This is a genomic window from Marinobacterium weihaiense, from assembly GCF_019061305.1.
Taxonomy (GTDB): domain Bacteria; phylum Pseudomonadota; class Gammaproteobacteria; order Pseudomonadales; family Balneatricaceae; genus Marinobacterium; species Marinobacterium weihaiense.
This window is the reverse complement of sequence record NZ_JAHQZT010000018.1, coordinates 21,014-34,121: the sequence shown is the minus strand read 5'-3', so window position 1 is coordinate 34,121 and position 13,108 is coordinate 21,014. Positions and strand designations below refer to the sequence as shown.

The following is a 13,108-nucleotide window of genomic DNA, read 5'->3' as shown; positions in this document are numbered from 1 at the left end:
ATGGCCCGTAAACCTAAAGGCCGCCCGATCAGCGGCCTTTTTTTGTTGGACAAGCCTCAGGGCTTGTCGTCTAACTCGGCCCTGCAAAGGGTCAAGCGCCTCTATGGTGCGGCCAAGGCCGGGCATACCGGTGCGCTTGATCCGCTGGCGACCGGTTTGCTGCCGATCTGCCTGGGTGAGGCGACCAAGTTTTCCCAATACCTGCTGGACTCAGACAAGCGTTACCTGACCACGGCCAAGCTGGGTCAGCGCACCGATACCTGCGATGCGGAGGGTGAGGTCACCGAAGAGAAACCGGTACCTCAGGATCTGACGCGTGAACAGATCGACGCCTTGCTGGAGCAGCACTTCAGCGGCGAGATCGAGCAGGTACCGCCGGTCTATTCGGCGCTTAAGCTCAACGGTCAGCCGCTATACAAGCTGGCGCGTCAAGGCGTCGAGGTCGAGGTCAAGCCGCGGCAGGTGCGCATTCACGAGATCAAGCTGCTGGCGCTGCGCGAGGATGAGGTGGATCTGGAAGTGTTCTGCTCCAAGGGCACCTATATCCGCAGCATCGTTGAAGATCTGGGCCTGCTGCTCGGCTGCGGAGCTCATGTGAGTGTGCTGCGGCGGCTGCAAACCGGTGCCTTCCATGCCGATCAGATGATGACGCTGGAGCAGCTGCAAAGCCTGGCTGAGCCACGTCAGGAAGAGACGGAAAACAGCATACATCAACGTCTGGATGCGCTATTATTACCGGCTTGGAGCCCAGTGGCGGAACTGCCTGCCCTGGAGCTGACGCCCGAAGAAGTTGAGCGCATGCGTGTCGGTCAGCGGTTTCGTGCCGCCAACGCAGGTTCGTTGCAAGGCGAGCTGCGTCTCTTTACTGCTGGGCAAAGCGATTTTATGGGTATCGGCGAGATCGGTACCGATGGCGTGTTGCGAGCCAAACGGCTGGTCAGCACGGCCTGAACGGTTCGGCCATAAGGGCTGACTGACGCTGTACTGAAAATATGCTCGGTGCAGCGCGACTATCAATCCGCAGCCGCCTGGCTGTGTGCATATTAATTTAGGAGATTGCAATGGCTCTTTCTAACGAACAAAAAGCGGCTATCGTAGCTGAATTCGGCCGTGGCGCTGGTGATACCGGTTCCACCGAAGTACAGGTTGCGCTGCTGACTGCGAACATCGAAGGCCTGCAGGGTCACTTCAAGTCGCACAAGCAGGATCACCACTCTCGTCGTGGTCTGATCCGCATGGTTAACCAGCGTCGTAAGCTGCTGGACTACCTGAAAGGCAAAGATGCTGACCGTTACCTGGCTCTGATCGGCCGTCTCGGACTGCGTCGCTAAGCAGTACCCCACTGAGGCCATACACTGTATGGCCTCAGTTTTATCCGGGCCCATAATCGGTCCGTTTTAGTCAAAGCTCCCGTAACCGCCGACACAATCATCCAGCCTGTACTCACTTATCCACTGTCGTCAGTCAATAATGGTCAGTGAATAACTGAGTACCGGCTTACAAAGAGGAATGATTGGTCTGCTGGCGGGACAAACTCGAAAACAAGGAGTTTTTATCGTGCAAGCGATTAGCAAAACATTCCAGTTTGGCAAGCATGAAGTCACCATCGAAACCGGTAAGGTCGCCCGTCAGGCAAGCGGTGCGGTCATGGTTACCATGGGCGGTGTCCAGGTACTGTGTACCGTTGTCGGTGCCCGTGAAGCCAAAGAAGGCCAGGACTTCTTCCCGCTGTCTGTTCACTACCAGGAAAAATACTACGCCGTTGGCCGTATTCCGGGTGGTTTCTTCAAGCGTGAAGCGCGTCCGTCCGAGAAGGAAACTCTGACCTCTCGCCTGATCGACCGTCCGATCCGTCCGCTGTTCCCGAAAGGTTACATGAACGAAGTACAGGTCATCTGTACTGTCATGTCCGCCGACAAGGTGAACGACCCGGATATCGCGGCGATGATCGGTACCTCTGCTGCCCTGGCCATCTCCGGCATTCCCTTCCTGGGTCCGATCGGTGCTGCCCGCGTTGGTTTCACCGAAGATCAGGGTTATATCCTCAACCCGACCTTCGAAGAGCTGGCTGCGTCCGAGCTGGACATGGTCGTTGCCGGTACCAACGATGCCGTGCTGATGGTTGAGTCCGAAGCGCAGGAACTGACCGAAGACGAAATGCTGGGCGCCGTTCTGTTTGCGCACCAGGAGATGCAGGTGGCCATCAACGCCATCAACGAACTGGTTGTCGAAGCAGGCAAGCCGAAGTGGGAATGGCAGCCGGCCGAGAAGAACGAAGCCCTGATCGCTCAGGTGCGTGAGCTGGTGGGCGAAGGCATTGCAGCGGCTTACCAGGTGGCTGACAAAATGCAGCGTCAGGGCGCACTGTCCGACCTGCGCAGCAAGGCGGTTGAAGCCCTGTCCGGCAAGGAAGAAGGCCAGCCGTCCGATAAGGAAGTGGCCGGTATCTTCAGCTCGCTGGAAAAAGAGATCGTGCGTAACCGTATCATCGACGGTCAGCCGCGTATCGACGGTCGTGACAACAAGACCGTGCGTGGTATCGATGTTGAGATCGATATCCTGAAGGGCGTGCACGGCTCTGCGCTGTTTACCCGTGGCGAGACTCAGTCCATCGCCACCTGTACGCTGGGTACCAGCCGTGATCAGCAGATCATCGATGCGCTGGAAGGCGAGCGTAAAGATCCGTTCATGCTGCACTACAACTTCCCGCCGTACTCCGTAGGTGAAGCCGGCCGCATGGGTGCGACCGGCCGTCGTGAAATCGGTCACGGTCGTCTGGCGCGTCGTGGTGTTGCTGCAGTTCTGCCGACTCAGGAAGAATTCCCGTACACCATCCGTATCGTATCCGAGATCACTGAATCCAACGGTTCCAGCTCCATGGCCTCTGTGTGTGGTGCTTCCCTGTCCATGATGGACGCGGGTGTACCGCTGAAGGCGCCGGTTGCCGGTATCGCCATGGGTCTGGTGAAGGAAAACGATCGCTTTGCCGTTCTGACCGATATCCTGGGTGACGAAGATCATCTGGGCGACATGGACTTCAAGGTTGCCGGTACCGAAGCAGGCGTGACTGCGCTGCAGATGGATATCAAGATCACCGGTATCACCGAAGAGATCATGGAAATCGCGCTGGAGCAGGCGCACGAAGCCCGCAAGCACATCCTGAAAGAGATGGCCAAGGTCATTGGCTACGCACGTCCGGAACTGCCGGATAACGCTCCGGCCATGCAGCTGCTGAAGATCAACCCGGAGAAAATCCGTGACCTGATCGGCAAGGGCGGCGCCACCATCCGTGCGCTGACCGAAGAAACCGGTGCCATGATCGACATCGAAGATGACGGTACTGTCCGCATCTACGCTGACGACAAGGCCAAGGGTAAGGCGGCGCTGGATCGTGTCACTGCGATCACCGCTGAAGCCGAAATTGGCAAGATCTACGAAGGCAAAGTTGTGCGCATCGAAGAGTTTGGTGCGTTCGTGAACATCCTGCCGGGCAAGGATGGTCTGGTGCACATCTCCCAGATCGCCAGCGAGCGCGTCAACAAGGTGACCGATTACGTCAACATGGATGACGTGATCAAGGTGAAGGTACTGGATGTGGACGTTCGCGGCCGCATCAAGCTGTCCATGAAGGACCTGGAAGCGGACGACGCCGTTTCCTGAGTTCAGCTGATCTGCTGACAGCTTAGCCGTAACACCCAGCCCCTGCCGGTCCGCCGCCAGGGGCTTTTTTATGTTCAGGATGAACGGTATGCCGCGGGGCGGCCTTCCGCGGGCGCATGGATGCGCAGGAGCGGCGCTGTACATGGACGTACTTATGTCGCGTATGCATGGATGCCCAGGCGCGGCGTTGTATATAGATGCACTGGGCTGCGTGTGTATGGATGTGCGAGAGCGGGCCTGTATGCGGACATACGCTAGCACGGGCGCTAAATGCGGTACGGATGTCGTGGCGACAGGGGGTAGGAGCGACCTTGCTGAGGAGGAGACCAGATGGCGGGCGTGAGCCGGTGCGCCAGGTGGAATCAGGGCCGTCTGTCGACAGGCGGGGGAGATGCAAGGCGCCGCTCCCATTGGCAGCGGCGCGCAGACATCAGGCGGGCGCGTCGTCCGCTTTCATGACGCAGTAGATGCGGTAGGCAAAGATGGTGGGCAGCACACCCATGAACTGGATCAGCATGGACACGACCATCAGCGTCGCCTTTTGATCGCTCAGCGCTTCACTGATCAGCGTCTCCGCCAGCAGCAGGCTGCCGAAAATCAGTGCCATACCCTGAAACAGGGGCCAGAAGAAGTCGCCGGTTTTTTCCCAGCTGGCCTTGATGGCCTCCATGGGGCCCATGCCTTCCATGACACAGTAAAACTCGGCAAAGGCCAGGCGCACGCCGATGTAGATCCCCGGCACAATCAGCAGTACCAGTCCGAAGGAGATGGCCAGGACTGAAATGATGTAGGTAATCAGCAGGCGTCCCCAGCAGGTCAGACTCAGCGCCAGCGCGCGACCGGTGGCCAGGGGCTGCCCCTGCAGCACGGACTGCAGGTAGAACAGGGTTGCCCCCCAGTAGACCGGCATAAGCGACAGATCCAGTGCCGAACTGATGAACATGTTGCGCTGTACCAGCTCCATCGGCAGCTCTTCGCCGTTGACCGGTAACTGCTGAATCAGCTGAAACTGCACGAAAGCCAATATTGCCAGAAACGGCAGCTGGATCATGGCCAGACGGTTCACATGGTTGCGAAAGAAGTACAGGCTTTGGCGAAGGTAGTCGAAGGTCATGAGTATCCCTGAGACTGAAGGTTGATCGGTTGGCGCAGGCGGACCAGCTTGAACTGGCCGCTATCCAGGCAAGTATGGATGTCAGCGAACAGGCCTGCTGCCTTGCGCTCCAGTGGAATATGCTGGTTGACCACGAAACAGGCGCTTCCGTTCACGGCCAGCAGGCGTTGGCTGGCCGCCAGAAAACGATCGGTCAGATCGCCATCGACACTGAAGCCGCTGTGGAAAGGCGGGTTGCAGACGATGGTATCAAACCCCGGTGTCAGCCGGTCGCCGGCATTGGCCGCCAGCACCTCGGCCTGTGTCAGGCCGGCCTGATCCAGGTTGTGACGGCAGGCGCGCAGGGCGGCGGCATTGTTGTCGCTGCAGACCAGGCGCGTGGCGCCACCGGCAACATTCAATGCCAGGTAGCCAAAGCCACAGCCCAGGTCGAGCACCGAACCCGACAGCGGCAGCGTGGTGTCGAGCATGTTCGGCAAGTGCTCGATCAGCAGCGCGCTGCCGCGGTCGATCTTGTTCCAGCCAAACAGCCCCGGCTTTGACCAGTAGGTATGCCGGGTATCCTCGCAGGCCGGACGCAGCTCGGGATAGCACTGGTGTTCGGGGCAGCTGCCCCCTGTCAGGCCGCGCGTGATCTCGGCACACCAGCTCTCCTTGCCCAGCTTTTGTTCCTGGCGCGAGCCGCCCAGGCACTCCGCCGCTTTCTTGGCATAGGTGCGGATGCCTTCACCCTTGTCGCCCAGCAGAACCAGTTGGCCATCCGGGCGCAGCAGGCGTTGGGCTTCGCTGATCAGGTAATGTACGACTGGCTTTTCCTTGGAAACCCGATACAGAATCTGGTCGAAACCGCCTGCCGCCAGTCCAGATAGATCGAAATCGCTGAACGCGGCCTGCCAGCCGTGCTGCTGCAGGCGCTCGATCACGTCGAGGCGGTTGCCCACGACGTGCACGGTCGGGTTGGCCGCCGTGTCCAGCTGAATGTTCTCGTCGACCAGCCACAGGGTGCTGGCGCGGGTGTTGTGCAGCCGGGTGTTGAGTTCGGTGGTCAGCAGGTCCATGTCAGATACTGGCTATCTCGTCGTCGGTCAGTTCGCGGTATTCGCCGGGGTCCAGCATTTCGTCCAGCACGATGGCACCGATCTGTTCCCGGTGCAGTGCCTCCACCCGGTTGCCGATGGCGGCAAACATGCGCTTGACCTGGTGGTAGCGGCCTTCGTGCAGGCAGACGCGGGCCTCATGCTCGGACAGGATCTCAAGTTCGGCCGGTTTGGTGCGCTCGCGCTCGCCGTTGAGCATCAGGCCTTCGGCAAACTGTTGCACGGCCCGGCTCGGAATGGGATCGGCCGTGGTGACATGATAGACCTTGCCGGTCTTGTGGTTGGGTGATGCCACGCGATGCGCCCACTGGCCATCGTCGGTCAGCAACACCAGGCCGGTCGTATCCACATCGAGTCGACCGCAGATGTTCAGGCGCTCGACGCGTGGCAGCTCCAGCAGGGCCAGCACTGTGGGGTGGACCGGGTCATCGTTCGAGCAGACCACGCCCTCGGGCTTGTAGAGCATCAGGTAGCGGGTCCGCGGCATTTCAAGCGGCATGCCCTGCAGGCTGATGTCGTCCTGCTCGCCGACCTTGCGCCCGGGATCCCGCTCAGGTACGCCGTTAACGGTCACCTCGTCGGCATGCAGCAGGCGCTTGACCTCTTTGCGCGAAAAATCCGTAACCTGAGTAATGTATTTATCGAGTCGCATGTGAACCTGCAAAACAGTTAAAGCGTCTAGTATATAGTAGCGGTCCAGACGACCACAGGGCGTTGTGAAAGCCCGGGCCGAATCCGCTAGAATGTCGCTCTAAATCTGATTGTTGAGGTGGCTGTGAAGCTTTTTGTCGATAACCTGACGCATGTGGACTTTTCCTATCTGCACCCGGAGCGCGGCCTGCTGGGAGAGTCCTGGGCGGTACAGTTGGTACTGGATGGCAGCCTGGATACGCAGGGCATGATCTGTGATTTCGGCGTGGTCAAGCGCCGCGTCAAGCAGTGGCTCGATGCCAATATCGATCATCAGCTGGTGGTGCCGACGGGTCTGCAGTCGCTGGCGCTGGACACGGCGGACGGCATGACCGAAGTCCGTTGGCAGTACCCGGACGGCCGCCGCTTCTGGTGTCGGGCACCCGAGCAGGCCATTGCTGCTGTGCCGACGGCCGAAATCGAACCCCTGGGGCTGGCCGACTGGTGCCGTGACCAGCTGCTGGCGCTGTTCCCGGATCAGGTGCGTGGCGTCGAGCTGGCATTCGTGCCGGAAAGCATCGACGGCCATTTCTACCATTACAGCCATGGCCTGCAGCAACACGATGGCAACTGCCAGCGTATTGCTCACGGGCATCGCTCGCGCATCGAGATCTACCGCAACGGCCAGCGTGACCAGGCGCTGGAAGGTATCTGGGCGGAGCGCTTTCGAGATATTTATATCGGTACCCGTGCCCATTTGCAGGCCGAGGCCAATGGCGAGCATCACTACGCCTATACGGCGCCCCAGGGCGCGTTTGAGCTGGTGCTGCCGGCAGAGTGCTGCTATGTCATGGACACCGAAACTACGGTGGAGCAGATCGCCATGCACCTGGCGACCGAGATCAAGGCCGAGCACGGACACGAGGATGTGGTGGTACGGGCCTTCGAGGGGATCGGCAAGGGCGCCATTGCCGCGGCCTGATCCGAACGTCGTGCCCTATTAACACAACAGCCGCCCTCGGGCGGCTGTTGTGTTAAGGCGAGCGGCTAACAGCTGATCAGTCGCGTTCGATGGCCAGTGCCGTGCCCATGCCACCGCCGATGCACAGCGTGGCGAGGCCCTTCTTGGCGTCGCGCTTGATCATCTCGTGCACCAGACTGACCAGGATGCGGCAGCCGGATGCGCCGATCGGGTGGCCCAGGGCAATGGCACCGCCATTGACGTTGACGATATCGGTATTCCAGCCCAGATCCTTGTTGACTGACATGGCCTGCGCCGCGAAGGCTTCGTTGGCTTCTACCAGTTCCAGGTCATCGATGCCCCAGCCGGCCTTTTCCAGTGCTTTGGTGGTGGCGCAGATTGGACCGGTGCCCATGATGGCCGGATCGACCCCGGCCGAGGCGTAGGCCTTGATCCGGGCCAGCGGCTTCAGCCCCAGGGCTGCGGCTTTTTCGGCGGAGCAGAGGATCACGGCGGCGGCACCGTCATTGATGGTGGAGCTGTTGCCGGCGGTCACGGTACCGTCTTTCTTGAAGGCCGGACGTAGCTTGCCCAGTGCCTCGGCGGTGCAGCCGAAGCGCGGCTGCTCATCGGTGTCGAACACCACCGGGTCGCCCTTGCGCTGCGGAATGCTGACCGGAATGATCTCGTCCTTGAAGCGGCCCGCGGTCACGGCCGCCTCGGCCTTGTTCTGGGACGCGCTGGCGAAGGCGTCCTGTTCTTCACGGGTGAAACCGTATTTCTCGACGATGTTCTCGGTGGTGATGCCCATGTGGTAGTTGTTGAACGCATCCCAGAGACCGTCATTGATCATGGAATCGACCATTTTCCAGTCGCCCATGCGCGCGCCGTTGCGGGAGTTGGGCAGCAGATGCGGTGACTGGGACATGCTTTCCTGGCCGCCGGCAATGATCACGTCAGCATCACCGCAGCGAATCGCCTGGGTGGCCAGCTGCAGGGCCTTGAGGCCGGAGCCGCACACCTTGTTGATGGTCAGGGCAGGCACTTCCTGCGGGATGCCGGCGTTGATCATGGCCTGGCGGGCCGGGTTCTGGCCACAGCCGGCGGTCAGCACCTGACCCAGAATGACTTCGTCCACCTCGGCCGGATTCAGGCCGGTCTGTTCGATCAGGCCTTGCAGAACGGTTGTACCCAGGGATGCAGCAGACAGCGAGGAGAGCGAACCATTGAATGCACCCACCGCCGTACGACCGGCGGCAACGATCACAACATCGCGCATAGTAAGTGTGCCTCTTTCATTCATATCATTATTGAGCCTGTGACCATGCTAGCGGCATCAGGTGACCGTCGTGTTGCATGGCATACTGCACACAGGTAGGGACCGGGCTGAACGCAGCCGGGGCTCACTTGAGTCTGCGCGATGCGGGAAGGAAGTGTCAAGTAGACCAAGCGCTCATGTTGTTGCAATGCACAAAAAAGGCCGGGCTTTATTTACATAGCCAGGCCTTCTGGTTTGTGCGATGCAGCAAGCGTCAGATTTCGAGGTTGTCGATCAGGCGGGCGGGTCCCAGGCGGGCCGCTGCCAGAATCACCTTGTCATCGTTCGGTTCGGCAGGCAGCAGGGTGTAGCGATTGACGATGCGGAAGTAGTCGCGGCTGAAGCCGGCCGCTTCCAGCTCGGCCTGGGCCTGCTGCTCCAGCAGGTCAAAGTTCTGCTCGCCACCGCGCACGGCGCTGGCAACCTGCTGCAGCACACGCTGCAGGGCGGGTGCCCGTGCCAGTTCCTCGGCGCTGAGGTAGCCGTTGCGCGAGCTCAGTGCCAGACCGCTGTCGGCGCGTTCCGTGGGCACGCCGATGATCTCGACGGGAATGCACAGGTCTCGCACCATCTTGCGGATGACCGCGACCTGCTGATAATCCTTGAGCCCGAACACAGCCACATCCGGCTGTACCATGTTGAACAGCTTGCAGACGACGGTGCTGACGCCGCGGAAGTGGCCCGGACGGCTGGCACCGCAGTACAGGTCGGACAGACCCGGCACTTCCACCAGGGTCTGAGCGTCCTGCCCGTCGGGGTAGACTTCCGCGACCGAGGGCGCGAACAGCAGGTGACAGCCTTCGGCCGCCAGCTGTTGCTGATCTTCGGCTAGGGTGCGCGGGTAGCTGTCCAGATCCTCATTGGCCCCGAACTGCAGTGGGTTGACGAAGATACTGGTGATGACGATATCCGCGTGCTGCAGTGCCGTCTTGACCAGCCGCAGGTGACCGCGGTGCAGGTTGCCCATGGTGGGCACCAGCGCGATGCGCTTGCCGTTGCGGCGGTGTTGCTGGACCGCCGCACGCAGCTCCGCGAGGGTGTGTAGCGTTTGCATGATTACTCGAATCCGTGTTCTTCAGCCGGGAATTGGCCGTTGCGCACCTGCTCGCCGTACTGGCGGAAGGCCTCCTGGACACTGTCGGCGTCGGCCATGAAGTTCTTGACGAACTTCGGGATACGGCCGGTGGTCACGCCGAGCATGTCATGCATGACCAGAACCTGGGCATCGGTGTGCGGGCCGGCGCCAATGCCGATCACGGGGATGTCGACGTTGCGGGTGATTTCCTCGGCCAGCAGCGAGGGCACGCATTCCAGCAGCAGCATGCTGGCACCGGCCTGTTCCAGGCGCTTGGCGTCTTCCAGCATTTTCAGGGCGCTGTGCTTGTCGCGGCCCTGCACCCGGTAACCGCCCAGCTTGTTGACCGCTTGCGGGGTCAGGCCCAGGTGGGCACACACGGGCACGCCACGCTCGGCCAGCAGGCTGACGCTTTCGCACAGCCAGTCACCGCCTTCCAGCTTGACGATGTGCGCACCGGCCTGCATTAGCGTGGCGGCGCTCTCCATCGCCTGTTCCGGCGTGGCGTAGCTCATGAAGGGCAGGTCAGCCATGATCATGGCGCCCTGGTTGCCGCGGGCAACGCTGGCGGTGTGGTAGGCCATCTCTTCAACAGTAACGGGCAGGGTGCTGTCCTGGCCCTGCAATACCATGCCGAGGGAGTCACCGACGAGGATCATCTCGATACCGGCACTGCTGACCTGATGGGCAAAGGTGGCATCGTAGGCGGTCAGTACGGCAAACTTTTCACCCGCCTGTTTACGGGCGCTCAGGGTATGCAGCGTGATGTTACTCATAGCATTCTCTTTGTTATCAATGAGACGCCGATCCAGTTCGGCTTGCGGCGATTATAGCGGGATCCGTTCCAGCGTGCCCAGTGGACAATGGACTAGGTGACGGCGCAGTTCGCTGCCGTCGGGCAAGTGCAGATCCGGCGCGATCTCGGCCAGCGGCCAGAGCACGAAGTTGCGCTCCAGCATCCAGGCGTGGGGAATGATCAGGCGTTCGCTGTCGATGATGTGGTCACCATACAGCAGGATATCCAGATCCAGGGTGCGCGGGCCCCAGTGGATCTTGCGCACCCGTTGATGGGCCTGCTCGATCGCCTGCAGGGCATCCAGCAGCGTTTCTGGCGCCAGCTCGGTTTCCAGCGCGGCTACGGCGTTGACATAGTCCGGCTGCCCCGGCGGACCGACGGGGTCCGAGCGGTACAGGGAGGAGCGGGCAACCACACGGCTGGCCGGAATATCATCCAGCTCGAGCAGTGCATCCGAGACCTGCTGGCGCGGGTCTTCCAGATTGCTGCCCAGGCCAATGTATACGCGGGTCACGCTTACTCCCCCTGCGGCGGCTGGTTCGGACGCTTGCGCGGACGGCGACGGCGCTTGCGCTTGGGCCTGTCGCTCTGTTCTTCCGGCATCATTTCGCGACGGCTGACCGGGTTGGCGACCTGATAGTCGGTCCACCACTGGCTCAGCCCGCCCAGATCTTCACCGCTGTTTTCTCGCAACAGCAGCAGGTCGTAGGCGGCACGGAAACGCGGGTGTTCCATCAGCTGGTCGGCCTTCTTGCCCTGGCGGCGCGGCAGGCGCAGCTGCAGTTCCCAGATCTCGCGTACCGGGGTGGAGAAGCGGCGCGGAATGGCGGTGCACTTGACCTGCTCGCCCAGCACCTGGTTGGCCGCCTCATGCAGCAGCGGAATCGGTGGCAGGTCGGTGCCGGCGGCTTCTAGTTCGCGCATGCGCAATTGCAGCGGGTACCAGAGCAGGGCTGCAAACAGGAAAGCCGGGGTAACACTCTTATTCTGGGCCAGGCGGCGATCGGTGTTGCACAGGGCGTTGATCAGCAGGGTTTCGACCGGATAGTCGTCGCTTTCCAGTGCCTGGTCGGTCAGCGGGAACAGGTACTGGAACAGGCCGAAGCGCTGCAGCTGGCGGTAGGAGGCTTCACCGTGGCCGCTTTGCAGCAGCTTGAGCACTTCATCGAACAGGCGCGCCGGTGACACGTTGCGCATCAATGGCGCCAGTTCCCGAATCGGCTCGGCGGTGTCGGACTCGATCTCGAAGCCCAGCTTGGCCGCAAAGCGGGCGGCGCGCAGCATCCGTACCGGATCTTCGCGGTAACGGGCGTTGGCATCACCGATCATGCGCAGGCGGTTATTTTTGAGATCATCATAACCGCCGGCGAAGTCGAGGATGCTGTGATCCTTGGCATCGTAATACAGCGCATTGACGGTGAAATCACGGCGCAGGGCATCCTCTTCGATGGTGCCGTAAACGTTGTCGCGCAGAATCATCCCGGTATCGGCGGTACGGGCCTGTTCGCGGCCGGCCTCTCCCTGGTCGTGTGATGCGCGGAAGGTGGCCACTTCGATCACTTCGCGACCGAAGCGTACATGCAACAGCTTGAAGCGGCGACCGATCAGGCGTCCGCGGCGGAACAGTTCCTCGGCTTCCTCGGGATGGGCCGAGGTGGCGATATCGAAGTCTTTCGGTTTGAGACCGCGCAGCAGGTCGCGGATACAGCCCCCGACCAGATAGCCTTCGTGATCGGCATCCTCCAGGCGATACACCACTTTCATGGCATTGTCGTCGAGGTAGCGGCGCGGGATCTGATGTTCAGATTCTGGAATGCGGCGGCGACCGTTTTCAAGCGTCTCGCTGGGAGCATTCGGCGCACTGACGTCCGCCTGACGGGCAGCGCCAGTACGTTTGCGCAACAGTATCCAGGCAACCAGGGCGGCGGCCAGAATGGCGATAATGATAACTGGAATATTCGGCATGGGTCGTGCTGTGTCCCTGTCTGTAACGGCTCACGGATGGCGCATCATAACACCTGACTATCCTGAGCATAAGGTTGCCCTTAGGCAGGTGGAATGAAGAAGCAGGGGCGTAACGTTGACAGATATAGAAGGGGGGTAGCGAGAGTGGGGGGTGTCGGTCGAAAAGTGGCAACATAAAACTTAGCTTGTTGTTTTTGTTCCTAAGAGCACTGATTGGGGAGCGCTGCAGTGCCACTTTATCGACCGACTAAGCCTCGTTGTTATTTTTATTCGAGGCAGGTCACTCATCCATTCGCTCTATTGTTATTTTTATTGCCGAGCGAGCTTCAGGGTGTACGTTGTTGTTGTTCTGCTAAATATAATGCAGGGCGCGTGCCAAAAAATGTAACTTAATGTTTTATAAGGTTTTTGTTTTTATAGTCCGAATAAGGGTATGAAAAAAACAACAGAGTGTTACCTGAAACCACGTTATTCGTGCGGGCTTGGGTAGTT

General features: G+C 60.4%; 12 protein-coding genes. 4 read left to right on the top strand and 8 right to left on the bottom strand.

All coding sequences use genetic code 11. The features are described 5' to 3' along the window. From truB to pnp, 3 genes are all read left to right on the top strand, one after another. Complete coding sequence (truB, locus tag KTN04_RS12810; protein ID WP_217335629.1) at positions 1-951, top strand: tRNA pseudouridine(55) synthase TruB; 951 nt, start codon at positions 1-3, stop codon at positions 949-951. Positions 952-1,061: 110 nt separating this feature from the next. After that, on the top strand, positions 1,062-1,331 hold the full coding sequence (gene rpsO, locus KTN04_RS12805; RefSeq protein ID WP_217335628.1) for a 30S ribosomal protein S15: 270 nt from the start codon (positions 1,062-1,064) through the stop codon (positions 1,329-1,331). 226 nt (positions 1,332-1,557) lie between these two features. Further along, positions 1,558-3,660: a polyribonucleotide nucleotidyltransferase gene (pnp, locus tag KTN04_RS12800; protein WP_217335627.1), complete on the top strand. Its 2,103-nt coding sequence runs from the start codon at positions 1,558-1,560 to the stop codon at positions 3,658-3,660. A 430-nt stretch (positions 3,661-4,090) separates the two neighbouring features. Here pnp and KTN04_RS12795 read toward each other — a convergent pair whose 3' ends face one another. Genes KTN04_RS12795 through rsuA form a run of 3 tightly spaced genes read right to left on the bottom strand, consistent with a single transcriptional unit; the run spans position 4,091 to position 6,523 of the window. Next, positions 4,091-4,774 carry a YciC family protein gene (locus tag KTN04_RS12795; RefSeq protein ID WP_217335626.1) on the bottom strand — a complete coding sequence of 228 codons (684 nt, stop codon included), beginning with the start codon at positions 4,772-4,774 and terminating at the stop codon, positions 4,091-4,093. Next, the gene (locus KTN04_RS12790) at positions 4,771-5,832 is read right to left on the bottom strand and encodes a methyltransferase (protein WP_217335625.1); all 1,062 of its coding nucleotides are present in this window, start codon (positions 5,830-5,832) and stop codon (positions 4,771-4,773) included. The genes KTN04_RS12795 and KTN04_RS12790 overlap by 4 nt, the downstream gene beginning before the upstream one ends. A gap of 1 nt (position 5,833) precedes the next feature. Further along, positions 5,834-6,523, bottom strand: a complete 690-nt coding sequence (rsuA, locus tag KTN04_RS12785; RefSeq protein WP_217335624.1) for a 16S rRNA pseudouridine(516) synthase RsuA — start codon at positions 6,521-6,523, stop codon at positions 5,834-5,836. Positions 6,524-6,640: 117 nt separating this feature from the next. On the opposite strand from rsuA, the gene KTN04_RS12780 reads away from it, so the two are divergent. Continuing rightward, positions 6,641-7,483 carry a 6-carboxytetrahydropterin synthase gene (locus KTN04_RS12780; protein ID WP_328515986.1) on the top strand — a complete coding sequence of 281 codons (843 nt, stop codon included), beginning with the start codon at positions 6,641-6,643 and terminating at the stop codon, positions 7,481-7,483. 76 nt (positions 7,484-7,559) lie between these two features. Here KTN04_RS12780 and KTN04_RS12775 read toward each other — a convergent pair whose 3' ends face one another. The 5 genes from KTN04_RS12775 to pcnB all read right to left on the bottom strand — a co-directional run bounded on the left by KTN04_RS12775 (position 7,560) and on the right by pcnB (position 12,616). Then, complete coding sequence (locus tag KTN04_RS12775; RefSeq protein ID WP_217335623.1) at positions 7,560-8,741, bottom strand: acetyl-CoA C-acetyltransferase; 1,182 nt, start codon at positions 8,739-8,741, stop codon at positions 7,560-7,562. Positions 8,742-8,994: 253 nt separating this feature from the next. Beyond that, positions 8,995-9,834, bottom strand: coding sequence for a pantoate--beta-alanine ligase (gene panC, locus KTN04_RS12770; RefSeq protein ID WP_217335622.1), 840 nt, complete (start codon positions 9,832-9,834; stop codon positions 8,995-8,997). A gap of 2 nt (positions 9,835-9,836) precedes the next feature. Continuing rightward, positions 9,837-10,631 carry a 3-methyl-2-oxobutanoate hydroxymethyltransferase gene (panB, locus tag KTN04_RS12765; RefSeq protein ID WP_217335621.1) on the bottom strand — a complete coding sequence of 265 codons (795 nt, stop codon included), beginning with the start codon at positions 10,629-10,631 and terminating at the stop codon, positions 9,837-9,839. A gap of 51 nt (positions 10,632-10,682) precedes the next feature. Then, complete coding sequence (folK, locus tag KTN04_RS12760; protein WP_217335620.1) at positions 10,683-11,165, bottom strand: 2-amino-4-hydroxy-6-hydroxymethyldihydropteridine diphosphokinase; 483 nt, start codon at positions 11,163-11,165, stop codon at positions 10,683-10,685. Positions 11,166-11,167: 2 nt separating this feature from the next. Further along, the gene (gene pcnB, locus KTN04_RS12755) at positions 11,168-12,616 is read right to left on the bottom strand and encodes a polynucleotide adenylyltransferase PcnB (protein ID WP_217335619.1); all 1,449 of its coding nucleotides are present in this window, start codon (positions 12,614-12,616) and stop codon (positions 11,168-11,170) included. Between the last annotated feature and the right edge of the window lie 492 nt (positions 12,617-13,108).

Coding starts and splice junctions, on each gene's coding strand:
- rpsO (WP_217335628.1), top strand. CDS start 1,062: ATGGCTCTTTCTAACGAACAAAAAGCGGCTATCGTAGCTGAATTCGGC.
- rsuA (WP_217335624.1), bottom strand. CDS start 6,523: ATGCGACTCGATAAATACATTACTCAGGTTACGGATTTTTCGCGCAAA.
- truB (WP_217335629.1), top strand. CDS start 1: ATGGCCCGTAAACCTAAAGGCCGCCCGATCAGCGGCCTTTTTTTGTTG.
- KTN04_RS12775 (WP_217335623.1), bottom strand. CDS start 8,741: ATGCGCGATGTTGTGATCGTTGCCGCCGGTCGTACGGCGGTGGGTGCA.
- pcnB (WP_217335619.1), bottom strand. CDS start 12,616: ATGCCGAATATTCCAGTTATCATTATCGCCATTCTGGCCGCCGCCCTG.
- KTN04_RS12790 (WP_217335625.1), bottom strand. CDS start 5,832: ATGGACCTGCTGACCACCGAACTCAACACCCGGCTGCACAACACCCGC.
- panB (WP_217335621.1), bottom strand. CDS start 10,631: ATGAGTAACATCACGCTGCATACCCTGAGCGCCCGTAAACAGGCGGGT.
- KTN04_RS12795 (WP_217335626.1), bottom strand. CDS start 4,774: ATGACCTTCGACTACCTTCGCCAAAGCCTGTACTTCTTTCGCAACCAT.
- panC (WP_217335622.1), bottom strand. CDS start 9,834: ATGCAAACGCTACACACCCTCGCGGAGCTGCGTGCGGCGGTCCAGCAA.